24 protein-coding genes and 3 pseudogenes are annotated in these 26,751 nt (G+C 60.2%); 6 read left to right on the top strand and 21 right to left on the bottom strand.

Annotated elements, in window-relative coordinates:
• Window positions 1-23 precede the first annotated feature (23 nt).
• From AC1DYC_RS17655 to AC1DYC_RS17615, 9 genes are all read right to left on the bottom strand, one after another.
• A complete protein-coding gene (locus tag AC1DYC_RS17655) occupies window positions 24-4,253 on the bottom strand; it encodes a glycosyltransferase (RefSeq protein WP_477408530.1) in 4,230 nt (1,409 codons plus the stop codon).
• On the bottom strand, window positions 4,250-4,468 hold the full coding sequence (locus AC1DYC_RS17650) for a hypothetical protein (RefSeq protein ID WP_477408528.1): 219 nt from the start codon (window positions 4,466-4,468) through the stop codon (window positions 4,250-4,252). The genes AC1DYC_RS17655 and AC1DYC_RS17650 overlap by 4 nt, the downstream gene beginning before the upstream one ends.
• The gene (locus AC1DYC_RS17645; RefSeq protein ID WP_477408526.1) at window positions 4,468-5,193 is read right to left on the bottom strand and encodes an ABC transporter ATP-binding protein; all 726 of its coding nucleotides are present in this window, start codon (window positions 5,191-5,193) and stop codon (window positions 4,468-4,470) included. Before AC1DYC_RS17645 ends, AC1DYC_RS17650 begins: the two co-directional genes overlap by 1 nt.
• A gap of 38 nt (window positions 5,194-5,231) precedes the next feature.
• Window positions 5,232-5,966, bottom strand: coding sequence for an ABC transporter permease (locus AC1DYC_RS17640; RefSeq protein WP_477408996.1), 735 nt, complete (start codon window positions 5,964-5,966; stop codon window positions 5,232-5,234).
• Window positions 5,967-6,089: 123 nt separating this feature from the next.
• The gene (gene rfbD / locus AC1DYC_RS17635) at window positions 6,090-7,019 is read right to left on the bottom strand and encodes a dTDP-4-dehydrorhamnose reductase (RefSeq protein ID WP_477408524.1); all 930 of its coding nucleotides are present in this window, start codon (window positions 7,017-7,019) and stop codon (window positions 6,090-6,092) included.
• Window positions 7,016-8,110 (bottom strand): dTDP-glucose 4,6-dehydratase, encoded by a 1,095-nt coding sequence (gene rfbB, locus AC1DYC_RS17630; protein ID WP_477408522.1) that lies wholly within the window; start codon window positions 8,108-8,110, stop codon window positions 7,016-7,018. Before rfbB ends, rfbD begins: the two co-directional genes overlap by 4 nt.
• Window positions 8,111-8,135: 25 nt before the next feature.
• A complete protein-coding gene (rfbC, locus tag AC1DYC_RS17625) occupies window positions 8,136-8,687 on the bottom strand; it encodes a dTDP-4-dehydrorhamnose 3,5-epimerase (RefSeq protein WP_477408520.1) in 552 nt (183 codons plus the stop codon).
• 1 nt (window position 8,688) lies between these two features.
• Complete coding sequence (gene rfbA / locus AC1DYC_RS17620; RefSeq protein ID WP_477408518.1) at window positions 8,689-9,570, bottom strand: glucose-1-phosphate thymidylyltransferase RfbA; 882 nt, start codon at window positions 9,568-9,570, stop codon at window positions 8,689-8,691.
• 297 nt (window positions 9,571-9,867) lie between these two features.
• Complete coding sequence (locus AC1DYC_RS17615) at window positions 9,868-10,461, bottom strand: biotin transporter BioY (protein WP_477408516.1); 594 nt, start codon at window positions 10,459-10,461, stop codon at window positions 9,868-9,870.
• A gap of 115 nt (window positions 10,462-10,576) precedes the next feature.
• Here AC1DYC_RS17615 and AC1DYC_RS17610 point away from each other — a divergent pair, with 115 nt between their 5' ends.
• Entirely contained in the window at window positions 10,577-11,485 is a 909-nt protein-coding gene (locus AC1DYC_RS17610; protein ID WP_477408514.1) for an MBL fold metallo-hydrolase, read from the top strand.
• Window positions 11,486-11,522: 37 nt separating this feature from the next.
• Here the strand turns inward: AC1DYC_RS17610 and AC1DYC_RS17605 are convergent, their stop codons facing one another.
• The 5 genes from AC1DYC_RS17605 to AC1DYC_RS17585 form a co-directional block, all read right to left on the bottom strand.
• Window positions 11,523-12,311, bottom strand: coding sequence for a phosphorylase family protein (locus AC1DYC_RS17605; RefSeq protein ID WP_477408994.1), 789 nt, complete (start codon window positions 12,309-12,311; stop codon window positions 11,523-11,525).
• Between the two features lie 146 nt (window positions 12,312-12,457).
• Window positions 12,458-13,249, bottom strand: coding sequence for an ABC transporter permease (locus AC1DYC_RS17600; protein ID WP_477408512.1), 792 nt, complete (start codon window positions 13,247-13,249; stop codon window positions 12,458-12,460).
• The gene (locus tag AC1DYC_RS17595; RefSeq protein ID WP_477408510.1) at window positions 13,242-14,129 is read right to left on the bottom strand and encodes an ABC transporter permease; all 888 of its coding nucleotides are present in this window, start codon (window positions 14,127-14,129) and stop codon (window positions 13,242-13,244) included. The genes AC1DYC_RS17600 and AC1DYC_RS17595 overlap by 8 nt, the downstream gene beginning before the upstream one ends.
• Window positions 14,126-15,163 carry an ABC transporter ATP-binding protein gene (locus tag AC1DYC_RS17590; RefSeq protein WP_477408992.1) on the bottom strand — a complete coding sequence of 346 codons (1,038 nt, stop codon included), beginning with the start codon at window positions 15,161-15,163 and terminating at the stop codon, window positions 14,126-14,128. The genes AC1DYC_RS17595 and AC1DYC_RS17590 overlap by 4 nt, the downstream gene beginning before the upstream one ends.
• 36 nt (window positions 15,164-15,199) lie before the next feature.
• Window positions 15,200-16,243 (bottom strand): ABC transporter substrate-binding protein, encoded by a 1,044-nt coding sequence (locus AC1DYC_RS17585; protein WP_477408508.1) that lies wholly within the window; start codon window positions 16,241-16,243, stop codon window positions 15,200-15,202.
• 199 nt (window positions 16,244-16,442) lie between these two features.
• On the opposite strand from AC1DYC_RS17585, the gene AC1DYC_RS17580 reads away from it, so the two are divergent.
• Entirely contained in the window at window positions 16,443-17,456 is a 1,014-nt protein-coding gene (locus AC1DYC_RS17580) for a LacI family DNA-binding transcriptional regulator (RefSeq protein WP_477408506.1), read from the top strand.
• Window positions 17,457-17,527: 71 nt separating this feature from the next.
• Here AC1DYC_RS17580 and AC1DYC_RS17575 read toward each other — a convergent pair.
• Window positions 17,528-17,734: pseudogene (locus tag AC1DYC_RS17575) on the bottom strand (DUF1499 domain-containing protein); the annotation flags it as partial.
• 14 nt (window positions 17,735-17,748) lie between these two features.
• On the opposite strand from AC1DYC_RS17575, the pseudogene AC1DYC_RS17570 reads away from it, so the two are divergent.
• Window positions 17,749-17,880 (top strand): annotated as a pseudogene (locus AC1DYC_RS17570) (MBL fold metallo-hydrolase); the annotation flags it as partial.
• 15 nt (window positions 17,881-17,895) lie between these two features.
• Here AC1DYC_RS17570 and AC1DYC_RS17565 read toward each other — a convergent pair.
• From AC1DYC_RS17565 to AC1DYC_RS17555, 3 genes are all read right to left on the bottom strand, one after another.
• On the bottom strand, window positions 17,896-18,585 hold the full coding sequence (locus tag AC1DYC_RS17565) for a hypothetical protein (protein WP_477408504.1): 690 nt from the start codon (window positions 18,583-18,585) through the stop codon (window positions 17,896-17,898).
• 322 nt (window positions 18,586-18,907) lie between these two features.
• Window positions 18,908-19,690 carry a DUF1499 domain-containing protein gene (locus AC1DYC_RS17560; RefSeq protein WP_477408990.1) on the bottom strand — a complete coding sequence of 261 codons (783 nt, stop codon included), beginning with the start codon at window positions 19,688-19,690 and terminating at the stop codon, window positions 18,908-18,910.
• Window positions 19,691-19,901: 211 nt separating this feature from the next.
• Window positions 19,902-21,530, bottom strand: a complete 1,629-nt coding sequence (locus AC1DYC_RS17555; protein ID WP_477408502.1) for a fatty-acid--CoA ligase — start codon at window positions 21,528-21,530, stop codon at window positions 19,902-19,904.
• A 210-nt stretch (window positions 21,531-21,740) separates the two neighbouring features.
• On the opposite strand from AC1DYC_RS17555, the gene AC1DYC_RS17550 reads away from it, so the two are divergent.
• Together AC1DYC_RS17550 and AC1DYC_RS17545 are read left to right on the top strand one after the other, a co-directional pair.
• On the top strand, window positions 21,741-22,169 hold the full coding sequence (locus tag AC1DYC_RS17550; RefSeq protein ID WP_477408500.1) for a hypothetical protein: 429 nt from the start codon (window positions 21,741-21,743) through the stop codon (window positions 22,167-22,169).
• A gap of 144 nt (window positions 22,170-22,313) precedes the next feature.
• Window positions 22,314-22,703 (top strand): DUF427 domain-containing protein, encoded by a 390-nt coding sequence (locus AC1DYC_RS17545; protein WP_477408499.1) that lies wholly within the window; start codon window positions 22,314-22,316, stop codon window positions 22,701-22,703.
• Between the two features lie 119 nt (window positions 22,704-22,822).
• On the opposite strand, the pseudogene AC1DYC_RS17540 reads toward AC1DYC_RS17545, so the two are convergent.
• A pseudogene (locus tag AC1DYC_RS17540) lies at window positions 22,823-22,903 on the bottom strand (polysaccharide deacetylase family protein); the annotation flags it as partial.
• A gap of 100 nt (window positions 22,904-23,003) precedes the next feature.
• Between AC1DYC_RS17540 and AC1DYC_RS17535 the strand changes: the two are divergent.
• Window positions 23,004-24,740, top strand: coding sequence for an adenylate/guanylate cyclase domain-containing protein (locus tag AC1DYC_RS17535; RefSeq protein WP_477408988.1), 1,737 nt, complete (start codon window positions 23,004-23,006; stop codon window positions 24,738-24,740).
• Window positions 24,741-24,766: 26 nt separating this feature from the next.
• On the opposite strand, the gene AC1DYC_RS17530 is transcribed toward AC1DYC_RS17535, so the two are convergent.
• Window positions 24,767-25,534, bottom strand: a complete 768-nt coding sequence (locus tag AC1DYC_RS17530; protein ID WP_477408497.1) for a polysaccharide deacetylase family protein — start codon at window positions 25,532-25,534, stop codon at window positions 24,767-24,769.
• Between the two features lie 90 nt (window positions 25,535-25,624).
• Window positions 25,625-26,725, bottom strand: coding sequence for a glycosyltransferase family 9 protein (locus AC1DYC_RS17525; protein ID WP_477408495.1), 1,101 nt, complete (start codon window positions 26,723-26,725; stop codon window positions 25,625-25,627).
• Window positions 26,726-26,751 lie beyond the last annotated feature (26 nt).

The raw sequence follows: 26,751 nt of genomic DNA, 5'->3' as shown, positions 1-26,751 counted from the left end.
GCGCATCGTTCTGTCAGCGCAGCTCATGCCGCACGATCCATATCTCCGCCCATCTTCGATGCCAGGCGCTGCGATATCTCGCTGGCGAATGCCTCAGGCGAAAAATTGGCTACAAAAACTGCTTTGGCGGCGTCACCTACCTCGCGCCATTTTGCGCGGTCGCCGATTGCTCGCCTAAGGGCAGCTGCAAGACTGGTTGGGCTGGGATCTTCCGCTATGTAACCGGAGATACCGTCAACAATGAATTCCGAAGTCCCAACAGCAGGAGAACATACCAAGATCTTTCCGCACCTCAGCGCATCGATCGAAACCAGGGGTAGGGTATCGTCGCGTGAAGAAACGAGAAGTATATCGGTTTCATGCAGCGCGCGTTCATATTCCGTATGATCGAGAGCTCCCGCCATCGAAACACCGATTCTGATGTCCGCCATCTGGCTGATCTGGGCATGATACCCCGCATCGTGGACTCGCCCCGCCAATCGCAATTCACATGTGCGCCGGACGCTCTTCTCCAACGCGTCCAACGCCAAGATGGCCAGGTCCTGACCCTTGCGCGGCTCGTATGAGCCCAAGACCGAAATGACGATGTTCTCGGCGTCACTTATACTCTGCCCGGAAGGCTCGGAGGCAAAACCTACGGCTGAGGCCCCATACGGAACGACACGATAGTCCTGAGAAAACGGTTGGACCGCACGGCCAGCGATCTTGCTTCCGACCCAGACTTCCGCAGCTTTCCCAAGTGCATCCCTAGCATCGGAATTCGATGAGAAAAGATCCTTCGCGAACTCGCTTTCGTGAATGTACCAGAAAGTTGGGACCAACTCGGAGAGTTGAGACACAACCGGCCATCCAAGCACGGTGTTCACGATCACCGTGTCAAAATTTCTGCCGAACTTAAGAACTGTTTCATGCCGAGTGAGGACAAGCTCGTCGACGACGACCGTTATACCCAGTTCATTTATATGCTTTCGCATCGGCCCGTCCTCTGGCGTCACCACAACCACAAAGTTGCCCGCGGCTGAAAGCGCCTTGGCCAGATCGAGAACAACACGCGGCGCACCGCTCTCGGTCATTTCATGAGAGACAATCATTATATCGTGGCCTCTCACATACTGACATTCCGGAGAGTCAACGACACCGCGACCGGGGTATACCTGAAACTCCTCCTGAGAGTCCTGATACAACAGCTCCTTCATCTTCTTTGTATAGAACGGGTCTCGGCTAATAGCGTTAGGCCATCTCCTTAGAAGATTTATATCGGATTTATCTTTCTGATATTTTTTGAGTGCTTTTTCTTTATCTTCAAGCTTTCCAATAGAAACATGCCCTATGTGATACAGGCGCGGATATGGTGTATAAACGCAATCATATCCGCTTTCTCTCACCCTAAGGCAGATGTCGACGTCAGAGTGGGAAATCGGAAAATTCTCAGCATCGAAGCCGCCAACTTTTGTAAATACCGCACGATCTATCATCAGACACGCGCCGCAAATTAGCGACACATCGCGAACGGACTGGGCGAAGTTGTAGCAATTGGTTGTCATGTCGGGGAGACAATGAAACGCAGTTCCCACCAACCCCCGAACGCCGGTAACCATCCCCGCATGCTGAATCAAGTTGTTCTCATAAAGTAGCTTCGGCCCAACAATACCGACGTTTTCAAGCGTTGCAATTTCCAAAAGACTCGAAACCCAGTCCTTTGAAATAACCCGAACGTCATCGTTAAAGAACACAATGTAATTCCCAGTCGATTCACGGGCACCCTGGTTACACTTGTCAGAAAAATTGAATTTCTTGTCGTAGACCGAAAACTTAACCTTTTTCGAAATCCCCGTAAGATCTTTTGCTATCCGGCTATTTGTCACCACGATGATCTCAAAAAGATCGTATTCCGTGTTGTCCAGTATCGTCGCAATAGACGATTTGATATTTTCTATATTGTCAGAGGGGACGACGATCGACACAAGATTTTCAGAGACAAGATCCGGAGCTCGATAGACTCTGTTGGCATAAGGCGTTGCCAGCGCCTGACCGCCGTAATTTCGGCGCTGAATCGCATCTTCGAGCGCGTTGATGTTTGAGATTCGAGCATAATCCTTGCCGCCTACGGATGCAGATCCCTCAGTCATTCGCCAGCCGTAGAGCACATGCTCGATATGCACGACTCTCTTGCAGCACTCTGAAGCCCTTAACGCCAGATCATAATCCTGCGAAAAATCATACTCGCTGCGAAACCCGCCAATCTGGTCGACAAGGCTCTTTCGATATGCGGTCAAATGCGCGGTATACATGCAGTTGAACAGGAGATGAGGGCTCCAATCCGGCTTGCTGAAGATTTCTACGGGGTAGTCATTCGCATCGACCTTGCATTCATCCGAATAGACAAAATCAACCAGGGGATCCTCAACCACGACCTCGGCAATTCGAAGAAGCGCATCCTTCGTAAGGATATCGTCATGGTCCAGAAGGGCGATGTACCCGCCAGACGATTGGTTCAGGGCATGATTGGTGGCCCTGGATATTCCCCCATTCTTCAAAAGACTGCTGATTTTCACCCGCTTGTCGAGAGAGGCATACCTCTCCAGAAGGGTCGAGATTTCATCGCTCTGCGAATAGTCATCGACAATCACGAGTTCCCAATTTTGGTATTCTTGAGCGATCACAGACAGGATCGCCCGCTCAAGAAAATGGAGCGGCGGCTTATAGACCGGCATCAGCACGGATATGGTCGGACCGAAAAAACTGGACGCAGAAAATGTGGACAAGGCAAGGCGAGCTGACACCTCTTCCTTCTCCCGGAACAGGTTTTCCGCGATGCGCGCATCCGGAACCCGAAGAAGGGAAACCGCGTCGAGCGTCGTTTGCCTCACCCCTTGCAAGGCAACGCGGCCATAGATGGCTTTTGCCACTTCTAGCCAACTACCTCTGTGGACACGGGCCTGCCGAAGGCGTTGAACAAGTCCGATAGCATTCAATCGTCGGACCAAGGCTGTGCGCGCGGGTTTCCGCTCTAATCTGGCCTTCTCCAACATCTCCGACAATCTCGTAGTGTTTTCGACAGCAGTCGATAATTGGGAATTAATTTTCTTTTTTTCGTCAATATGGCTGCTGATAATTTTATAGCTGCTTATAACTTTTTCTGTATTGGCACGCTCTTCTTCAAGACTAAGATGGTAGCTCGCTATTTCTGTATCTTGCAGCTGAACCTTACTTTCTAGCTGGCTCGCCCTGACCGTTTTCTCCTCAGCGACGCGCTGCAAGTTCTCTCTCGCTTCGGAAAAAATGTGCTCCCGAGCTCGAAACTCCGGAAAAATGGCTTCACCAAAGACCGGCGAAACAGCGTCGAACTCGGCCTTGACGCGATCGAGAACCGCCATGACCTCTGCGTCATTGGCGTTTTCCTGCAGAGACTTGAGTGCCGCGTAGGCATCTTTCACCCAGCCGGCAATACGCTCGTCCGCGAAGAGCGTACTGTCACTCGCGGCATGGTGCTGATGATCTTCCGAGAAGTGGCTCGAGAGCATCGCATGCCACTCCAAATCTGGCAGCGGCCAGTCAATCTTAAGGGCACTCGTGATCCGTTCGATCCCTTTTCGCCAATCGTCAAGCATGCCCTCGTAGGATAAGAAGACGCGTGGTCGACCTCGGGTCGCGTGTTCGGCCTCCAATTCGTGGCGCAGCCAGAGAAGGGAGCTGAAACCCGTCGTCATTCCGTTCCGCTTGGCCAGTGATCCAATCACGGCCAACGGATTGCGCTCGATCAGAACGTAACGAACGTCGATGTGCATTCGCTCAAGAATTTCCGCATAGAGCGGCACGAAGCGCGAAATGCGCGGTTCCTTGAGGACAAAAAGCGGCGCGCTGCCATATTCCTCATCGATCAATCTAGCGATCTCGGCATGATAGAATTGCAGGCGTGCGGTCGCGATATTGTTCGGATCAAACGACCGCCAATCGTCCCAGCGACTTCCACCTTCCGCCAGCATGTTTTCATGGAGTGCCATCAATGGGGCCGACTCCCAAAAACCCTTCTCATTGTCCGGATCCGGCGGCAACATATTCTTCGGCAGCGCCGCACCAAGCAGACTGATCGCCCTGGTCAGCGCACTGGTTCCCGAACGGTGCATGCCGAGAACCATGATGCAGGTGCGCCTGGCGGCCGGCTTGGCCCTGGTACGCTTTTTGGGTGCCGTTTCAACGGCAGTCCGTCGCGTCGCACTATGCATGGTTTCGGATGATGTGCGCTTGTTCATACGGCCAACGCTCGTCTCGTTTTAGCAATCAGGAGAGGATGCACGACGAATTCTGCCGACGACAGAAGCGCATTTGCCGGACAATGCGCCTTGATCGGGTCGTTGTTCATCGCGCTATCCCGTATCAATTCATGCTGTTCCTCTTGCGACAGGCAAGGCTGCCCGCGCAATCGAACACCTAAGCCGGCAAGTGTTGCAATCGGCTGACGACGCATTAGCCAAAAGTCTCCTCGCTCACGATGCGACCTTTTTCAAGCAGCACCACGGAACTGCACATGGACCGGATGAGAGTTTCGGAATGCGATGCGAGGACCACTATGGCAGCATTGTTGAGCCACTGCGCCAATCTCTCCTTGGCCTTCTTTTGAAAGGACGCATCTCCGGTGCCCAGCCCCTCGTCGAGGATGACGATATCGGTCGGATATGCGGTGACAACGGAGAATGAAAGCCGCGTTTGCATGCCCGACGAGTAGGTGCGAACGGGCAGGTCTATGAAATCGCCCAGTTCCGAGAACTCGATGATCGAGTCAGTCTGACGTTCGATTTCTCGGGGGGCTATACCGGTCATGAGACTCTGTAGCCGGATGAACTCCCGGCCCGTGAGTTCTGCAGACAAACCCATGGAGGGCATTATCAGAACGGCCGAATCCCCATTGATGACAGCCGTCCCGCTGGTGGGTTTGAGAATGCCTGCCAAGACGCGCAACAGTGTCGTCTTGCCAGCTCCGTTGTGCCCGCTCAGTCCCAGCCGGGTGCCGGGTTTGAGATCAAGCGACACACCATCGAGAGCCGCGACTTCGAAACGACCAGAGTCGCCGGCCAGCAAACGCCCGCCCGTGGTGAATCGGAGCGCGGCTTGCTTGAGAGAACGATTTGCCGGAGCGGACCAGACCGGAATTCGAACGGTAACGTCCCTGAGATGAATGGATGGCGGTGACATGGGGATTCCAATACGATTGTGTGACGGGGCACCGGAACTCAAAGCCAGTACGGAATTCGATGCTCAGTCCTTCGATAGAGAAGATAGGCAGCGATGCTCCCCGCGCCGGCAATGATGGCGGACACGAGCACGCTCATGTAGTTGGTGCCGTCGCTCATCAGCGGAGTCCGCGCTGCATCGATGATGTAGGCGACAGGATTGTATACCAGGAACGGAGAGCTGGTAGGGAGAACCTTTGCCGTCCAGATAATCGGCGAAAGCATGAACAGAAGCTGCATAACGGCAGCGGTGATCAGCGGAACGTCTCTGTATCGCACAGAAACAATCGCTACGATCGTCGATATCCAGGCGGCATGGGCAGCCAACAGCGCGGTTCCGACGATGAACATCGGTATGTTCAAACCGGAGTTCGGGTAGGCAATAATTAGAGTTATGAATATAATCAACACATTGTGCATCAATATTATTACGTTCTTGGAAACGCATCGAAATATACATGATGCCGGTGATATCTTCGTATTCAAAAGAAGGTCATGAGATCCAATTAAGGTTTCAGACCCCTCAATTATCGTTCCAGATAGAAATTGCCACAAAACTACACTTGTTGCCAAGTGATGTAGGTACTCTCTTATTGGTTGCTTGAACAAAACAGCGTATAGAATCCCGACCGAAAGCGCGAATATCGCCGTGTTCAGTGTAATCCAGAAAGGTCCGAAAGTCGAATTTCGGTAACGAAGCCGTATGTCGAACTGCGCGAGTCGAAGCCAAACCATTGATACACCCGACATCATGATATTTCCTTCAGTGTAACTTGCTCAGGCCTGGTAATTTCGCGACAGGCATCAAGGCGCCGCGATGCGGCGACTCGGCCGGCGTAAAGATAACGACAAGCTGTTTCATCGCTTAGCAGACACAATCGCTACGTCTTTCCATGCAGCCGGCTGGGCTTGCAAAATGCGGCGCACCACAAGCCCGGTCGATTGCCGCCACTCCGGCGCCTCCCATCCGAATGCCGCCGCGAATTTCACGCTCGACAGCCGCGAATTAGCCGGGCGGCGCGCTTTGGTCGGGTAGTCGCGCGCCGCAATATCCCGTACCGCAGCATACGGCCCGCCATGTGACAGGCTTGTCTCCAGAATGTGGCGTGCAAAGCCGCTCCAGTTGACGTCTCCAGCTCCGGCGAGATGGTAGATCCCATAGCCGTCGAAGCTGTCGTCGTCGCGCAACATCGCCGCCGCATGCAGGATCGCATCGGCAATATCAAGCGCAGAAGTCGGATTTCCCCATTGGTCGGCGACGACAGCGATCTCGTCACGGTCGCCCGCCAGCCGCAGCATGGTTTTCACGAAATTCTTGCCGAACGGGCTGTAGACCCAGGCCGTGCGCAGGATCAGGTGGCGCGGATTGAGCGCTGCCACCGCCTGTTCGCCGGCAAGCTTGGAGGCGCCGTAGACGCCGAGCGGCGCGGTGGTGTCGGTCTCGACATAGGCGCCGTCCTTCGAACCGTCGAAGACGTAGTCGGTCGACAAATGGATGACGGGGACGCCGAGCCGAGCCGCTGCCTCGGCGACCTTGCCGGCGCCAACGGCGTTCACCGCAAAGGCCAGTTCGGGCTGATCCTCGGCCTGGTCCACCGCAGTGTAGGCGGCGGCCGATACCACGACATCCGGCCGCGCTGCTGCGATGGCGTCGAACACCGTGTCGGGCTGCGTGAGGTCGAGCGTCGGCCGGCCGACGGCGGCAACTTCGATGCCGTCGCGCGCCATCCCGGCCTCCAGCAGGCTGCTGGCGACCTGACCGTCGCGTCCGGTGACAACCAGCCTCACGCCGCGCCCTTCCTGCCTTCGACATGACCCCGGGACTGGACTTGCCCCAGCCGCTCGCCGGCATAGCGCTGCTCGCGGATCGGCCCCCACCACCATTTGTTGTCGAGGAACCAGTCGACCGTCCTTGCCAGACCACTGTCGAAACTCTCCGCCGGCGCCCAGCCGAGATCCCGGTTGATCTTGGAGGCGTCGATGGCATAGCGGCGGTCATGGCCGGGCCGATCGGTGACGAAGCTGATCAAATCGCGGTAGCTGCGGCCGCCGCTGCGCGGACGCCTGACGTCGAGCAGGTCGCAGATCGTCTCGACGACGCCAAGGTTGGTGCGTTCGGAATTGCCGCCGACATTGTAGCTCTCACCCGGCTGACCCTTGGTGGCGACCAGCTCCAGGGCGCGGGCATGATCCTCAACGAACAGCCAGTCGCGCACATTGGCGCCGGCGCCATAGACCGGCAGCGGCTTCTCGTCGAGTGCGTTGAGAATCACCAGCGGGATCAGCTTTTCGGGAAAGTGATACGGCCCGTAATTGTTCGAGCAGTTGGAGAGCACGACCGGCAGGCCGTACGTCTCGTGCCAGGCCCGCACCAGATGGTCGGACGCCGCCTTCGAGGCGGAATAGGGCGAGGACGGCGCGTAAGGCGTTTCCTCGACGAACATGCCGCCGTCGAAGGGCAGATCGCCGAACACTTCATCGGTCGAGACATGATGGAAGCGGAAACGGGCTTTCCTGTCCTCGCCAAGGCCGCGCCAATATTCGAGCGCCGAATTCAGCACCCGGTAGGTGCCGACGATGTTGGTCTCGATAAAGGCGCCGGGTCCGTCGATCGATCGGTCGACGTGGCTTTCGGCGGCGAGATTCATGACGACGTCGATCTCGTCGCGGTGGAGGATGTCGAGGACCGCCCGCTCGTCACAGATGTCGGCCTGCGCAAATTTGTAGTTGTGCGCATTCTCGATCGTGCGCAGCGAGGCGAGATTGCCGGCATAGGTGAGCTTGTCGAGATTGGTCACATGGTAGGCCGGATTGGCGCACAAATGCCGGCACACCGCCGAGCCGATGAAGCCGGCACCGCCTGTCACCAGAAAATTCATGGCGCTCTCCTCACATCGTCGCGCGTCATGCGAACACCTCGGCATTGGCGAGCGTCGGCGCCTTGAGGTCCTTGGCTGAGAGCTCGAAGGCGCCGGCTGGCGAGGGCCAATCGATGCCGATGTCGGGATCGTCGAAACGGATCGATCGGTCGTGCGCCGGCGAATAGGTGTCGGTGACCTTATACAGAACCTCGGTGTCCGGCACGAGCGTGACGAAGCCGTGCGCGAAACCCTTTGGCACCAGGATCTGGTTGCCTTTCTCGGCCGATATTTCGAGCGCGACCCATTTGCCGAAGCTTTTCGAGCTGCGGCGAATGTCGACCGCGACGTCGAGGATCTTGCCTCGGATCACACGCAGCAACTTGTCCTGCGCGCGTGGGGGCAGCTGATAGTGAAGCCCCCGCACGACACCCACGGCGGCCGAATAGGAGTGATTGTCCTGGACAAAACGCAGGTCGATGCCGGCCTCGGCAAAGCGCTCGGCATTCCAGGTCTCGATGAAATAGCCGCGCGCATCGCCGTGCCGCTTTGGCACGATCTCCAGCACGCCGTCGAGACCGAGCTGCCTGACGTCCACTCTAATTCTCCGTCAGCTCGGTGACACGCCGGCGCAGATAGGCGGCGTATTCGTTCTTGCCCAGGCGCGTGGCGCGCTCAAGCACCTTGTCGGCGGTCAGCCAGCCCTGCTCGAAGGCGATTTCTTCGGGACAGGCGACCTTGATACCCTGGCGGTGCTCAATGGTGCGAACAAAGGAAGAGGCTTCATGCAGGCTGTCATGCGTGCCGGTGTCGAGCCAGGCATAGCCGCGGCCGAGCTGATGCACATGCAGCTGCCCACGCTCGAGGTAGACGTTGTTGACCGCCGTGATCTCGAGCTCGCCGCGCGCCGAGGGCTTGATCGTCGAAGCGATGTCGACGACCTCGTTGTCGTAGAAATAGAGGCCGGTAACCGCCCAGTTGGATTTCGGCTTCTCTGGCTTTTCCTCGATCGTCAAAGCGGTGCCGCTGAGCTTGTCGAACGACACCACGCCATAGCGCTCCGGATCCTCGACATGGTAGGCGAACACCGACGCGCCGCTTTCCCGCTGCGCAGCTGCGCGGCAGAGCTGCGACAGGCCCTCGCCAAAATAGATGTTGTCGCCGAGGATCATCGACACATTGTCCTTGCCGATGAAGTCGCGGCCGATGATGAAGGCTTCGGCAAGCCCGTTGGGCTGCGGCTGTTCGGCATAGGAAAATTCGACCCCGAATTCCGAACCGTCACCTAGCAACTCCCGAAAGATCGGCAAGTCGCGCGGTGTCGAAATGATCAGAATCTCTCGGATCCCCGCGAGCATCAAGACGCTCAGCGGGTAAAAAATCATCGGCTTGTCGTATATCGGCAGGATTTGCTTAGAGATCGCTAATGTTAGGGGATAAAGACGTGTCCCGCTGCCTCCTGCAAGGATGATTCCTTTCAACAAGCTCTCCTTGAATTGCCGAGGCCCCCGCCCTGAAATCAAGTTGCCCGTGCTTAGGTATCGCGCAATGTCTTGTCAATTCAATCTCGGCGCTGGATCTGCACCAGAATTGCTCTGCATCTGCCATCTCGCGGCAGTTTTGACCAACCGACCACAAGCTGTTGCCCGACTGGTCACAAGCTGGCGTTGCAATCGGCGCGGCGATTCGGCAAACCGGCTTCCCGCCATTGTGGTGAACGCGTGACAACAAAAAGCCGGCGGGCTCGCACCCGCCGGCTCATTTGCGTTCAAACGATTTCAGGGCTGCTTGGGCAGCAGCGACCATACCGCCGGCACCAGGCTGGCGGCCAGCGCCACCTTGATCAGATCGCCGACGATGAACGGCAGGACGCCGAACTGCCACGACTTTTCCATCCCGATCAGGGTGGCCAGCCAGGCAAAGCCCATGGCCATCATGACGATTTCGGCGACCAGCATGGCATTGAACAGCTTGATCGGGTGGCGGTCCCAGCCACGATCGGCGGCCCAGCCGACAATGGCCGCCATGACGACGAAGCCGGCGAGATACCCACCGGTGCCGCCGATCATGTAGGCGATGCCGATGCCCTTTTCAGGCGTGCTCTGGAAGACCGGGAAGCCCATGGCGCCTTCGGCCATGTAAAGAAGCAAGGTAGCGACGCCAAGCCGCAGGCCGAATGCAGTGGCGATCAGCAGGACCGCCAGCGTCTGCATCGAGATATCGACCGGCCCGAGCACGACTTTCGTCTTGGCCGACAGGGTCAAAAGCAGCGTTCCGGCGATCGCCAGCAGAAGCTGGGTTGCCAGGCGCAGCGCACCCTCCTGAGGCAAAGCGAGAGAAACAAGCGGACGCATCGTCGTTGCAAGTGCCATGGTCTTCCCCAATCCGGATTGCCGCAGATGGCGGCCTCGCTTTTTCCTATATTGGCTTCCGTGCTATGCGGCAATCGCTTTTGCCGTCCCTCGATCGGAGCTCAACGACACCGCCATGGCGCTCAAATTCGACACCAGCTTCGATCCGGCCTATGGCCAGGGCGTCACCGTTGCGCCGGACGTGCAGCGCGTCACAGCCAAAAACCCCAGCCCGTTCACCTTTCACGGCACAAACAGCTACATTGTCGGGCGCGACACGCTGGCGGTGATCGACCCCGGTCCCGACGACGATGCGCATTTCCAGACATTGCTAAGGGTGATCGCAGACCGGCCGGTCAGCCACATTTTCGTCAGCCACACGCATCGCGACCATTCTCCGCTGGCCGTGCGGCTGAAAGCGCACACTGGGGCCGACGTGCTGGCCGAAGGCCCGCACCGGCCGGCGCGGCCCTTGCGCATCGGCGAGCTCAATCCGCTCGATGCCAGCGCCGACACGGCCTTCGTCCCGGACATCGCGCTGCCCGACGATGCGCTGATCGAGGGCGACGGCTGGGCGATCCGGACCGTGCTGACGCCGGGCCACACCGCCAATCACGCGGCGTTTGCGCTGGAAAACACCGGCATCCTGTTTCCAGCCGACCATGTGATGGCGTGGGCGACATCGATCGTGGCGCCGCCCGACGGGGCGATGGCCGACTACATGGCCTCGCTCGACAGATTGATCGCGCGCGGCGATCGCCTGCTGCTGCCCGGCCATGGCGGCCCGGTGAGCGCGCCGCGCAGCTTCATGCGCGGGCTGAAGACTCACCGCAAGATGCGCGAACGGGCGATCCTGGAGCGGATCCGGGGCGGCGACCGGACGATCCCGGACATGGTCAAGGCGATCTACAGGGACACCGACCCGCGCCTGCACGGCGCCGCCGGCCTGTCGGTGCTTGCCCATCTCGAGGATCTGGTGGCGCGCGGCCTGGTCAGCACCGACGGCGACCCGGCCATCGACGGCATTTTTGTGCCGGTGGGTTAAGACCGCAGCACCTGTTCGCACGACACTGCTGACAAACTCAGAACCGGCTGGAACGTTCTTCCGGTTGAGGCGACTTCAAACCGTGGCAGGAGCATTCCGGATTGACCGGAAGTCGTGCCGCGGTCTCCAGCGCGACCCGCGAGGCTGTCATGGAGAGGCTCGGCAACACGTCCTCCTGCAGCAATTTCTGGCGATTGCGGTCCATATAGTCGTTGAAGCCGGCGGTGACGAACGCCAAGGGCACGAAACATGCGCCGATCTCGCGCGACAAGGTCGCCTCCGGGGCGATCGAATGGTTGAGCACATCCGCCCCCATGCTGCGAAACGCCAGAGCTTCGGCGGGAGTTGTCAGTCGCGGCCCGTAGCAGTGGCCAGCGACCAACTGCTGCTCGATGCCATGGACCCGGCATTCGGCAGGCCAATGGCGCCGGGCCGTCTCGGCCAGCAATGCCGCACATCTTGGACATACGATCTGCTTGCCCGAGCAGTCGAAGCTCTGGCGGCCAGGCAGCAGTGAAAACGGGGTCTGCGACAGTTCGATGATATCGGCGCTCACCACCATGTCTCCGGGCTGGATCGCCTTGTTGACGGCGCCGATGGTCGAGCAGGCGAGCACTTGTCGTACACCCGCCTGCATCAAGACCCAGAACGCGCGGCGATGGCAGGAATGGTCGATATGGTCGCGCGGATTGCCGTGCGAATACATGCACAAGGCACGTTTCGCTTTGCCTTCGGCGGTAATCGACGCATCGAACTCAAGCAGCTTCCAGTTGTCGGAACGACCGAAAGGCGTTTCAAAACTCATGTCGCGCCGCAAGGTGCGCACGCCCTCGAATTCGACATCTTCCGGGAAGGCAAGCCCCCAGTTTGCCGAGCCGGTGATGATCGCCAGCCCGACCTGAGGAATGTCGGATGATTGATCCGCCGGAGCACCGGCTGCGTGATGATTTGTGGGCATGTTTCCAGTCTCGGTCAGGATTTTTGGCGAAGGGTCACAATCAGGACGACGGCCACGACGATGACGGTCCATAATGTCGAGATCGCCGCAATGGTCGGATCGATCTGATCGCGCAGCGACAGGAACATGAGCTTCGGCAGCGTGCTGTTTTGACCGCTGGCGACGAAGATCGAAATCACGGACTCGTCGAGCGACGTCAGGAAGGCCATCAGCGTGGCCGACAGCAGGCTGATCTTAAGTTGCGGGACAATTATGCCGCCAATGGCTCTCGCCCAGTTTGCGCCGAGGCTGCGCGCCGCCTGAACCTGGTTCCAGTCAAAGCGGGCCAGAGCGGGCAACAACACAATGCACGCGACCGGAATGGCCAGCACCGCATGTCCGACCAGCACACCGAACAGCGTTCCGACCAGGCGTTGCGCCGCCAGAACAAAGAACAGACCGATCGCAAGCAGGATGCCCGGCACAATGGACGGGGTGAGCAGAACGCCCTGAATGGCTACGGCGGCCTTTCCGCCGAGCCTGTTCATCGAGATGCAGGCCAGCAGCCCCAGGGGCACTGCGATCATCGCCGTCAATGTCCCGAGGATCAGGCTCGTCCTGAGTGCGGCCATCCAGGTCGCCGAGCCGAAGAAGGCCTCGTACCAGCGCAACGAGTATGCGCGCGGCGGGAACTCGAGAAGATTGGACGCTGAAAAGGAGAGCGGGACGACCACCAGCGTCGGCAGAATCAGGAACGCCATTACGAGCGCGCAAAAGCTCCACAGGAGGATGCGGGCCAGCCTGTTGTCTGGATAGGCTTCAAGCATGGGCTGTACCGACTTTGTGCCCGGCAATCAGCCGCCGTGCAGCCAGGAACATCACACCCACCAACGCCATAAGAACGAGGAGCAGAATACCTAGGACGCTCGCCGATCCCCAATCCTGAAAGGTCGACAGCGTGCGCTCGATCCGGATAGAGAGAGGATTTACCTTGCCGCCGCCAAGCACCGCCGGCGTGATAAAAAATCCGATGGTGTAGATGAAGACGATGATCGAACCCGAGAAGATGCCGCCGGCCGAAAGTGGCAGAATGACGGTGCGGATCGTTTGCCCGAGCGTGGCGCCCATGCTCGCCGACGCGCGGACGAGGTTTGCGTCGATATCGCGCATCGCGGCATAAACGGGCAGCAGGAAGAGCGGCAGCATGTAGTGAACCATGCCGATGAGCGTTCCGGTGAAGTTGTAGACCAGCGGCACTGGCTCGGCTGTCAGGCCTGAACCGGTCAAAGCCGCGTTGATCAGGCCATCGCGCCGCAAGAGCACGAGCCAGCCATAGGTGCGAACCAGAATGGAGGTCCACAAGGGCAGCATGACGAAGGCCATTAGCAAATTGGCCACCCTCGGCCTGGCGCTGGCCAGGGCGAGCGCCAGGGGCGTGCCGAGAAGAATGCAGATCGCCAACGTGCCCAGGGACAGTTCAACCGTCGTGACGAGCGCCGACCATGTCAGTCCGCTCGACAGCACCTTCTCGTAATTGCCGACGGTGTATTCGCCCCCTGTGGTCAGGAAGGATTGCCGGATGATCCAGACGATGGGCAATATCGCCGCCAGCCCGACGATGACAAGCGCGGGCAGTGAAAGCGAGAGGAAGAACCGCCTCTCGCTTCGAGCGTCTGCCGCGAGCGCGGGATCGGCGATGACGGTCACGCTCTCGCTCCCGGTATCGTGTGAACCTTCGCAGCTGGTGCATAGGCGATCACCCGCTGACCGGTGGCAAGCTCGGCGCAGCCACTGGCCAGCGCCGCCGGAATGCAGACAAGAATCTCCTGTCCACCGTCAAGCGCCAGCGTCAAAAGCCAGTTCTCGCCGCGAAACGCCTTGGCGCGCAGCGTTCCCTCAAGCGCCACCCCGTCTCGCCCGACGAGCTTCGCATCGAGATGGAAGCTTTCCGCGCGGATCATCAGAGCTTCGCGTGATGCATCGGCGCCGTCTATTCTGCGCACCGCGCCCGGGGCCACAATGTTGGCCTCACCCATGAACTCCGCGACGAAGCGGGTCGATGGACGATCATAAATCTGCTGTGGCGTATCGATCTGCTGGATGCGGCCGGAATTCATCACCGCAACCCGGTCTGACATAATCAGCGCTTCGCGCTGGTCATGCGTCACATAGATCGTGGTGATCCCCAGATCATCGTGCAGACGCCGGATCTCGTACTGCATGGTTTCGCGCAGATTCCTGTCGAGCGCCGACAGCGGCTCGTCCATCAGCATCACGCGTGGCTCGAAGACGATTGCGCGTGCCAGCGCCACCCGCTGGCGCTGACCGCCGGACAAGGCGGCAATGTTGCGCTCCGCCAAACCTTCGAGCTTCACGCGGGCCAAGGTGTCGAGCGCCCGCTGGCGGGCCTCGCCTTTCCGCGTCTTGCGCAGCACCAACGGATACTCGACATTTGCCAGAACGTTCATGTGGGGAAACAAGGCGTAGTTCTGGAACACTATGCCGATGTCGCGCTTGTTGGGGGCCAGGCGCGTAATATCGCAATCGTCCAACAGGAGCCTGCCGGAATCGGGCCGGACAAACCCGGCCAGAGCCATGAGCAGCGTGGTCTTGCCCGATCCGGATGGCCCGAGCAGCGTGAGGAATTCGCCAGCCCGAATGTCGAGCGAGACATCGTCCAGCGCGACGTACGACCCATAGGTCTTGCGCACGCTGTCGATGGTGATCGGGAGCGACTTCATCATGTGCTGCAGCCTTGGAGCTGATGAATTCGAGACTCAGCGGTTCATCATTTCATCGAAGGCCTTTTGAGCGGCCTCGCCATTCTTGACCCACCAGTCGGCATTCGAGAACACCGAAGTGCCGGCATTTTCAGGAGCGGTCGCCAGGGTCTTCAGACGATCCTCGGGAATAAGGCCACCTTCATAGCCGGCAGGATTGACCGGACCATAGGCGATGAAGTCGGTCAGCTTCGCCACGCGCGCGGGCTGCGTCATCGCCGCGATGAGCTTCATGGCTGCTTCCTTGTTCGGCGCGCCTTTCGGCACCGCAAGGCAGTCGGTGCCAATGACCGAACCCTTGAACGTGTAGTCAACCGTGCCGCCATCGGCTTTCACTGTCTGCGCCCGGCCGTTCCAGGTAACGACCAGATCCGCCTCGCCGTCCTTCAGCAACTGCGCGGACTGCGCTCCCGAGGTCCACCAGACCGAGACATTCGGCTTGATCGCCTCAAGCCGCTTGATTGCGCGCTCCAAACCCTCCGGCGTGCTGAGCACAGGATAGACGTCGGCTGGCGCTACGCCATCGGAGAGCAGTGCGATCTCGATCAAGTCCTGCGCATTGGCGCGCAGGGCGCGACGGCCCGGGAATTTGGCAACATCCCAGAACTCGGCCCAGGTCTTGGGCGACTTCTCGCCATAGGTCTTGGTGTTCCACGACATGACGGTGCCATAGGAGTCGAACGGATAGCAGTAGTCGGACTTCGCGCCGGCGGGCACGGAATTGGGATCGATGATCTTGTAGTCGAGCGGCTCCAGCAGCGACTGTGCAGCGGCCTGCGCGCCTTCCGGCGAGCCGAGATGGATGATGTCGGTGGTGATCGCACCCGAAGTGACCTGCATCTTCAGGGCGGCGAGGCCGTCGCTTTGCGTCTCCTCACGGACATCAAAGCCGAGCTCTTTTGCAGCGGGGGCCCACATGGCCTCCTTTATGGCGTTGCCATAGTCGCCGCCCGCGGTGGTGATGGTGACTGTCTGGGCATAGACGGGCAAGGCAACCGAGACCGCGATCGCTGCCAGGGAAATGCGTAGTAAACGGGACATAGGTTCTCCTCCTCCGGATTCATAAAATGCCGATAAGCACGGCTTTTTTGTTAATCGTAACGTTACGATTGCTGAAAACGACATCAGAGTCAAGCTAGTGCCAGGCAGGCCCGCTCAGGTTCGCCGAGCCTGAATTTGACCCTCAGGTCGAATCCGGTAACGTTGCGACGCCCAGCAAGATCAGCCGGCGCTTTCGCAAATGAAGTCGGGCGATATGGCCAATCTAAAACAGATCGCGGCGGAACTTTCCCTTTCGGTGACCACGGTGTCCCGCGCTCTGAAGGATGGGCCGGAAGTGCTGCCCTCGACCATAGCCAGGGTCAAGGAGGCGGCGAAGCGGCTCGGCTATGTTCCCAATCATCATGGTCGCGCGCTGAAAACCGGACGAACCCTGACGCTGACGGCAGTTCTGCCGATGGAGACACGCGACTACCTGTCGGATCTGTTGAAGCTTCCCTTGATCGAAGGCATGACGCTGGCGGCGCGGCAAGCGGGTTATAGTCTGTCCATCTATTCCACCACGCCCGACGACGATCCCGTCGAGAGTGTGCAGCGGCAGCTTCAGGCGCGCAGCTCAGACGGACTGATCATCACCCGCATGGTGTCGGGTGATCCGCGCGTCAAGCTGCTGCTGGATGAACGCATGCCGTTCGTGGCGTTTGGAAGAACCGACCTGGATACCGCGTATCCTTATGTCGATGTCGACAATGAGCAGATTGCCTACGAGGCGACCCGACGGCTCATGGACAAGGGCTGTCGACGCATTGCCCTGCAACTTCTCGTTCCGGAGGATCAGGCGAGCGCCATGCGTCTTTCCGGATATGGAAGGGCAATGGCCGAGGCCGGTATTGCAATCGACCAATCGCTGATCGGTCATGGCATGTTCACCATGGAATCGAGTGCGGCATGGTTCGATCGCCTGCTGGCGTCGTCAGATCCGCCGACGGGCCTGGCATGTGCCAACGAACTGGGCCTTCTGGGAGCGTTACACGCTCTCGGCAAGCGGGGTCTCGAGCCTGGCCGTGACGTCCACGTCGTCACGCGTGACAGCACGCGGCTTGCACGCTTCCTGCCGGCAAAGATTGAAGTTCATTTTGTGGACATGGCCGGTGTCGGACGCAAACTTATCGAGATTCTGGAGCGCAGGATCATCAATCCGCTCGGGCCGGTGGAGACATTCTTGTTAAAGGGTGAATTCGACCCCGGCGAATAGTCTGTGCGCAGACTCGAGCCGCATTGTTGCGGCGCCAAGCGATTCCGATTGGCCGTCCGGTGCTCTGGATGTCACTCCGCCGGCGCGGCGCCCACCTGCCCCGCGACCTCCTGGTCCAATTCGGCGAGGAACCCAACGATGCGCGCGGCGTTGTCGCCGAGGTCGTAGCGGCCGTAGCGGGAGGCCGAGCGCATGTCGACGACGACCGTGTCGCCATCATTGCTCACCCGGATCGCGACATCGGCGGGCAGGCCAACCACGAAGCTCCGGGCCACGGCAAGGCGATCTACCGGACACCGATCCACGCCTGCATGGCGCCGTCGGCCTGTCGGTGCTTGCCCATCTCGAGGATCTGGTCGCGCGCGGCCTGGTCAGCACCGAGGGAGATCCGGCCATCGACGGCGTTTTTGCGCCGGTGGTGTAGCTTGTTCCAAAAAGTTCAGTCGACTACTTCGCGCACGTCGTCGACGCTCGAAGTGTATTTCTTCAGAAAGGTGATGACCGCGTCACATGCCTTCTGATAATCTGAAAAATACATCGACTTCGGCATCTTTAACTGAACGCCCCAGCCATCAAAATGCATGTATACGTCACATCTTCTCTCGACACTGTCATCCTTGCTACATACACGGATACTCGACTTTTCTTCGCCTAAAAATGCCTCCACATCATCATCACGCAAACACTGATCCGTCGAAGAAAACTTTCTTCGCACCGGTCCATTGTTTAAGGAAATGAAGAAGCCACGGGCAGAACTGTCTTTGGTGCTTGAAAAGATAGAAGGCGAGAAATCGCCATTGCTGGGGTCGATTACCGCGGCTATGTCAACGGAGTGATAGCGATGATTGGGACCTCCCCCCACGCTGCTATTGCCGCCAAGCTCGTTCCAGACAAAAGCCCTTGGCAACTTGAGGTGCCACTCCGCCAGCGAGGCGTTGCCACCTTGCGCTCCAGATACATCGAATTTGAAAGCCAATTCGTAGGGCTCCATACTTCCCGATGCTGAGTTGGGCATCCCAGGGAAGATAGACCTGGACAGTTGGGCGACGCCCCCTGCCAGCCAATAGCCAAGGCCAAGCAACACGGCCAAGCCAAGCGTAGAGGCCAGCAAAGTGGCGGATTTCTTCATGGATAGTTCGCCCCAAGCCCGAACGTGCAAAACCGCAAGGTTACCAAACCGGAGACGCTCCGGCTTTAGTATTCAGCCGTTCATATTAGATATCTCTTACGTATTTCACTCTGCCGATAGTCTATCATTGCTTTTTTATTGCAAACGGCAATAGTCATATTATGGACACTATAAAATATTCCGCCTACCAGCTCTTACATTTTTAGACTTGTTTGCGACCCCCGCTTCGCGGGAATGGACGGTGGCACTGTTGGCTGCCCGCCGGCGCGGTTAGCGCAAGCGGCATCAAGGTTCGTCCCTTAACCAGCGCCTGGCTCCGACCTCATTCAGCCGGCGCAGCACCCACCTGGCCCGCCACTTCCTGATCCAGTTCTGCCAGAAACTCCACAATACGAGCGGCGTTGTCGCCGAGGTCGTAGCGGCCGTAGCGGGAGGCTGAGCGCATGTCGACGACGACCGTGTCGCCGTCGTTGCTGACCCGGATCGCGACGTCGGCGGGCAGGCCGACCACGAAGCTCCTGGCCACGGCCGATATCGTCACCTCGTCCTGACCGTCCGTCACCGGGTACGGCGCGGTAAGCTGCCAGTCGCGACGGTCGAGCACGGTTTCGACGGCGTCGACGACGGTTTCGAACGGCAGATTGTAGCTGTGCCCGGTGACCAACGGATAGGCATCCTGCTGCAGGCGCGCCTCGCCCGGCGTCGGCGGCGCGAGCACGTTCATATCCCTGGTGCGGTCGCTGGTATCGAGAACAGGCGGATTGTCGAGATCCGTCGAGATGTCCCGGAGCGGCGGCGTGGTCGCCGCCCAATAGGCGGCGATGCCGTAGGGCGTCAGCGCCAGCAGCGCCAGCAAGGCGCCGACCGAGAGGTCGCGGCCGCCGCGGTCGCCGAAATGCCACAACCTGGACAGAGCGAGGCCGGCAAACAGCAAAGCGAACGCGGCAAGCAGGGCGACGATCGCCAGCACCCACAGGAAGGCCGGCGTTTCGACCAGTTCGAAATGATGGCCGGCCAGCACGGTCAACAGCAGCACCAGGGCAAAAGCGCCCGTGCGCCGCGACCAGCCGGCCGCCTTCGATGTCTGCCGCTCGTTAACGTCCATTGTCTTCGGCACTGCCCCAACCCGCACAGAGGCTTAGAACGGTTCAACGGTTGATGGAACCGTTGAACCGTTCCAGCTCTTCTTTTTGCGCGCAATTCCGGACGGAAAACCGCTGCGCACTTTTCCTGGAACTGCTCTAGAGCAAAGGATGCCCAAATTGAACATCCCCTGCTCCAACGTTTTTAAAGGTCAAGGATACGCACGGTTCCGATCAATCCGTCGGCAGGCGGTAGTCGCTGAACTGCTTGCGCAAGGTGATCTTCTGGATCTTGCCGGTGGCGGTGTGCGGGATTTCGCCGACAAAGGCAACGTCGTCGGGCATCCACCACTTCGCCACCTTGCCGTCCATGAACGCCAGTATGTCGGCCTTGCTCGGTTCCTTGCCCGGCTTGGCGACCACGATCAGCAAGGGCCGTTCGCCCCATTTCGAATGATGGACGCCGATAGCGGCTGCCTCGGCGACATCGGGATGGCCGACAGCGAGGTTTTCCAGGTCGATGGTCGAGATCCACTCGCCGCCCGACTTGATCACATCCTTGGCCCGATCGGTGATCTGCATATAGCCGCCGGGATCGATATGGGCGACGTCGCCGGTATCGAACCAGCCGTCCTTGTCGAACTGCTCGGGGCCGACGCCGCCATAATAGGCACGGGCGATGGCCGGACCGCGCACCTTCAGCCGGCCGAAGGTCTTGCCGTCCCAGGGCAGTTCCTTGTCGTCGTCATCCGTCACCTTCATTTCGACGCCGAAGGGCGGGTAGCCCTGCTTGCCCTGGACATCGAGCCGGGCCTCGCCCTCGAGCCCCAGATATTGCGGCTTCATGGTGCACAGTGTGCCGAGCGGCGACATTTCGGTCATGCCCCAGGCATGGATGACCTCGACGCCGTAATTGTCCTGGAATTTCCTGGTGATGGCGCGCGGACAGGACGAGCCGCCGATGACGACCTTCTTGAGATGGGGAAGTTTCTTGCCGGTCTCCTCCAGATGCTGCAGCAGCATCATCCACACGGTCGGCACGGCGGCGCTGAAGGTCACCTTCTCGGTGTCGAGCAGTTCGCAGATCGAGGCGCCGTCCATCTTGCAGCCGGGCATGACCAGCTTGGCGCCGATCATCGGCGCGCTTTGGCCAAGGCCCCAGGCATTGGCATGGAACATCGGCACGACGGGGAGGATCGTGTCTCGCGCGGAGATTCCCATGGCGTCGGGCATGGCGGCGATCATGGCATGCAGCACGTTCGAACGATGGCTGTAGAGCACGCCCTTGGGATCGCCCGTCGTGCCGGAGGTGTAGCACATGCCGGCGGCGGTGTTTTCAGGGAACGTCTTCCAGGCGAAGTCGCCATCGGCCTCGTTCAGCCAGTCCTCATAGGCGACCACATTGGGCAGCGTCGTCTCAGGCAGATGCGCTTTTTCGGTCAGCACGATCACCTTTTTCAGTGATTTGACGGCGCCGGCGATCTTTTCCAAGAGCGGCATGAAGGTGAGGTCGACGAAGATCGCCTTGTCCTCGGCATTGTTCATGATCCAGACGATCTGCTCGGGAAACAGCCGCGGGTTCAGTGTGTGATAGATGGCGCCGATGCCCATGATGCCGTACCAGGCCTCGATGTGGCGCGCCGTGTTCCAGGCCAGGGTCGCGATGCGGTCGCCGAGCACAAAGCCGTCGCGTTCGAGCCTTTGGGCAACCTTGAGGGCGCGGCGATGGATCTCGGCGTAGGTGGTGCGAACGATCGGACCTTCGATCGAGCGTGACACGATCTCGCGTGTCCCGTGCTGCCGCTCGGCATTGTCGATCAGCTTGTGGCAGAGCAGCGGCCATTCCTGCATCAGTCCGAGCATCTGGTTCCTCCCATTGGTTCCTCGTTCTCCCGCTTTTTTGTTCCATTGTGAGACGAACGGACAGATTGTCCAGTCATCAAGTCTCCAACCGTTAACGGCTGAAGCAAGCAGTGATCGAATCACTAGGAAAACCGCCACAATCCGGCCATCCTCGGCGTTAACGTTCGTTAACGGGGCAAGGGGTGCGATAGGCGACTGAAAGAGGTTCGCATGGACGCGCAGCTCGACACGCAGGTGGAAGACAGGCCGTTGGACGACAACCAGGCCGAAGACGTGCTGCTGGACGATATCCAACTCGACGACAAAGAGCTGGAAGACACGTTGGCCGCAAGCCTGGCCGATCTGGTGCCGGAGGCCAAAAAGGTTTCCGAAGACGAATTTGTCGAGGTGGTCGGCGGCGCCCTCGAGGCGGTCGGCGGCACGCTGCTGTTCAAAATGTGCGTCCAGAACGAAGGCGAAGGCCAGCATGTCGCGGCCGCATCGATCGGCGATGGCGGCAATCGCCAGTTCCTGCTGCTCACCTTGCCGACAGGCGGCGGCGCGCTGAAGGTCGAGACCACGTCAAGAAGCACCAATCCGGTGGCCGGCATTGCCGCTGCCTATGCCGGCCTGATGGACGTCTTCAAGACCGCGGCCTGACGTTCGCATATTTGTGATCGTTTCGACGACCGACCAGGCACACTTGCCTGTCACGATGGCCTTGCGCGACAGGTTCTCCGAACACACTTGAGGGATATGGGAAGCAATCCCCCGTGCTCCCAACCGGACAAGGAGAACCCCCGCATGGACCAGATCGCCAACCCCGCACCCGGCTTCCAGAGCAATCCAGCCAAGGTCATCACCGTCGAGCCCTATCGCGGTACCGTCGTCGTGCGTGCCGGCGATACGGTTATCGCCTCATCGACGCGGGCGAAGCTTCTGTCCGAACCGCCCTACCCCCAGCATTTCTACATCCCCTTCGAAGATATCGATTTCACCCAGCTCGGCAAAACCGCTCTGTCGACGCACTGCCCCTACAAGGGCGACGCCAGCTACTGGAGCGCGCTGCCGGCCGGCGAGACCGGCAAGGACGCGATGTGGGCCTATGAGCGGCCTTTCGACGAAATGGCCGAGATCCGCGATCACGGCGCGTTCTACGCCAACAGGGTGACGATCGAAGCCACGCCTGCCTGACAGGCCGGACGCGGCTTGGTATGGACGAACGGCTCTGTTCGCATCGCTGAAGGGCAGCCAAACGCCCATCGCGATGCGCAGCCAGGCGACGATGGGCACCGGCCTGCGCAGCAGCCCATCGTACCCTTGTTGCCGACACCATCGGCATCATCAAGTCTGACGAAGGTAAGGCCCTTGGCCTTGAGCGCCAGTATACCTTGCGTGGGCACGCCCGGCGGCGTCTGCTATCAAACTCTCAGCGGGTTCCGTGGTGGTCTTCAGCGTAGGAACAAAGCACTAGAGTTGCCCATCATGAATCACATGGCCTCCCTGTCACGCGCACGTCTGCAGAAGACGGCGCGCGGCGTCGGGCTGCGCCAGATCCGCCTGATCTCGGGCACGATCATGTTCGCCTATCTGATCAGCCATTTCCTCAACCACGCGCTCGGCAACATCTCGATGGAGGCGCTGGCGACCGGCATCCACTACCACACAATGCTCTGGCATTTTCTGCCGGTCGCGATCCTGTTCTACAGCGCCTGTCTGGTGCATACCGCGCTCGGCGTCTGGGCGCTGTACCAGCGTCGGGAATTCAGCTGGAAGGCGATCGAGCCGCTGCAGCTGGTGCTTGGCCTCAGCATCCCTATGCTGATCGTCGCCCATGTCGTCGGCGTCAGGCTCGGCCAATCCTTATACGGGCATGAGAAGTACTACCCGCAGGAGTTCTATCTGTTCTTCATTGCCTCGCAGTACCGCATCTGGGTCATGCTCACGGTGCTGGTGGTGGCGTGGGTGCACGGCTGTATCGGCCTGTATTTCTGGCTGCGGCTGCGGCCTTTCTTCAAACGCGCCTCGCCGTTCCTGCTTGCCGCAGCCGTACTGGTCCCGACGCTGGCGATGCTCGGCATCTACCAGGGCGGCCGTACCACGGTGTCCAATTACCGGGATCCCAACTGGCGCCGTCAGGAATTGTCGACGCAGAAGCTCGGCACGGAGGCGCAGGGAAACATGCTCGACCGTGTCACCAGCGGCCTGATGATCGGCTATCTCGGCCTGCTCGGCCTTGTCCTGGTCGCACGCGGCGCGCGCGCCCTGCTGGAGGTTCGCGGCGGCATGATCACATTGTCCTATGGCAACGGCCGCACCGTCCGGGTGCCGAGGGGATTGAGCGTGCTGGAGGCCAGCCTGCGCAACAACGTGCCGCACGCCAGCGTCTGCGGCGGCCGCGCGCGCTGCTCGACCTGCCGCATCCGCATCATCGGCGACCACACCGCCCTGCCTGACCCGTCGCCGCGCGAGACTTTCGTGCTGCGCCGGCTCGGCAGCGCCGATCCGTCGATCCGACTGGCCTGCCAGTTGCGGCCGGCCACCGATCTGACCTTCTTTCAGTTGTTCCTGCCGCACATGATGTCAGCGCATGCGTCCGGCAAGGCGCCTGCGCGAATAGGCGAGGAGCGTTATCTGGTCAGTCTGTTCGTCGACATGCGCGGCTCGACCCGGCTTGCAGAGAAACGGTTGCCGTTCGATACCGTGTTCATCGTCAATCGCTTCCTCGGCGCGGTCTCCCAGGCGGTGCTGGAATCCGGCGGACGGCCGAACCAGTTCCTCGGCGACGGCATGCTGGCATTGTTCGGGCTCACCACCGGCCGGACGGAGGCTTGCCGGCAGGCGCTGCGGGCGGCGGCTCTGATTGCAGCCAATGTCGATGAGCTGAACCGGTTCCTCGGCCACGATCTGCACGAGCCGATCCGCTTCGGCATCGGCATCCATGGCGGCGAGGTGATCGTCGGCGAGATCGGCTATTCCGACCACATGGTGTTCACCGCGCTCGGCGATGCCGTGAACGTTGCGGCCAGGCTGCAAGACATGACGAAGAGCCTCGAATGCGAAGCCGTGATCTCGGACGAGGTACGCGCGACCGCTGAAGTGGCCGAGGATGCCCTGCCGGCGCAGGAGGTCGCGATCCGCGGCCGCAACGAGCCGATGACGGTGCGCACCGTCATGTCGACGCGCGTGTTGTCGGCACTCGTCAACAACAAGCGTGCCGTCGTGGCCTGACCGGCCCAACGCCGCTTCTGGAAGCGTTAATCTGTAGTTCCGTCATTGCCGACGCCATCGGCGTCGTCGAGGCGCACGAAGGTGAGGCCCTTGGCCTTGAGCGCCAGCAGACCTTGCACGACGCCCTCGCCGGCGGCGTGGGTCGGCTGGTTGATGTGGGCGATGATGACATCGCCGTCCTTGGCGGCGCCAATGCGACGGGCGGTTTCCTTGGCGCCGAGCAACGAGCCGCCATCGCCGTTTATCGAAAACCCGGCGATCTTGAAGCCGAGCTTGCGGATCATGGCGATGGCCGACGGGCTGTATTCGGCGGTGGCGCCGCGGAACCATTTCGGCGCCGGCTCGCCGGTCCGCGCAAGAGCAGCCGCGCCCGACTCGACTTCGGCCTGCACCGCTTCAGGGCTGCCGGCGCTGCGGATGCCGTAGATTTTCCGCGGCGTGTCGACGGCCGGGATGTGGTGGCCGCCATGATTTTCCAGTTCGAACAGATCAGGATGCGCGCGCATGATCTCGACGGCAGCGGCGTTGCGCTTCAGCCAGATGCCGGTGACGAAGATCGTCGCCGGAATCCGGTTCTCCACCAGAGCCGAGAGTATCCGCGTATCGGTCTGCCCGCCGCAGGCGTCGAGTGTGAGCGCAACGCGGCCCACATTGCCGCCATCAGCCTTGAGGCGCAGCGTCGGCTCGACAAGCGGCGCGGCATGGGCAGAAGACACGGCCCAGACCGACAGAGCGATGGCGCAAAGCAGCTTTTGCAAGGGATGCCTGTTTTGGTTCAGAATCGGCGCTGTCATAGCCGCATCCCAAGACTCGCAACAAGGCGGAAATCGGGATATCGGCCATGCAAAAAGCTGATATCCCGACAATGTGACCGCCGCGCACCATCAGACGGCGTGTTCCAGCTCCACTTGCGTCCGCGACAGGACTTCGCGCACGGCGGCGACGACCGGTTCGACCTCGAGGCGCCAGACGCAGCAGGCCTTGCTGGGATCGAGCGGATTGCACAGGCTGCCCGCCACGCAGTTGCACGGCATGGACGGCTGCAAAGCGAGGCTGGGCACGCCCACCGGCCCCCAGATGGCCGGGCTGGTCAGGCCATATAGGCCGACAACCGGCGTTCCGGCAGCGGCTGCCATGTGCATGGGGCCGCTCTCATTGCCGACAAACATGCGCGCCTGCTGCAACACCGCCAGCAGCGTTTCCAGCGACAGCGCGCCGACGAGATTGACGATCGGCGCGCCACTGGCGAGGATCTGCTCGGCCGGCTTGCGCTCGTCCGGACCGCCGACGAGCACAAAATCCAGTCCGGTTTCGCGCGCAATCGTGTCGATCACAGCGGCAAAGCGTTCATGCTGCCAGCGCCGGCCGTGAAAGCTCGCACCGGCATGCACGGCGATGAAACCATTCGGCCGCAAGCGGTGTTTGTCCAGCAATGCCTGGGCCCTCGCCGTCTCCAGCGGCAAGGGCCGGATCGATGGCGTGCGCACGCGCAGACCGACGCCAAGCGGCTCGAGCGGCGAAAGATAGCGATAGAGATAGTGCTGCTCGCCAAATCCGAACGGCCGGGCAAACAGGTTGGCCGGCTGACGCTCATGCCAGCGCAGCGGCCTTTCCGGTGGATTGTAGCCGACACGGGTCCTGGCATTGAGGAACCTGACGATGATGCGCGAGGTCTTTGAATCGGTGAGGTCGATGGTCAGGTCGAAGCGAAACCGGCCCAGCTTGCTGATCATCGAATAGAGTTCGCGCCCACGCTCCAGCGGGGTGCCGCGCATGGCCGCGCGGCGGAAGGTCACGACCTCCGAGGCGATGCCGTGCGCGGTCACGAAACTGGCGAGGCGGGCCTCGCAGAGGAAGACGATCCTGACGCCGGGATATTCGAGCTGCAGGTTCCTGGCGAGCGTGGAGGATAAAACAATATCGCCGATGAACTTGGTCTGGATAATCAGGATCGAGCGGAAGGGTCTGGGCGAAATCTGCAACATCTGTTTCTCGGCACCGGGCGGGTTGG

It is taken from the genome of Mesorhizobium sp. P2_E7 (assembly GCF_056403855.1).
Note: the sequence above shows the minus strand (reverse complement) of the source record. Positions and strands in the feature narration are given on the sequence as shown.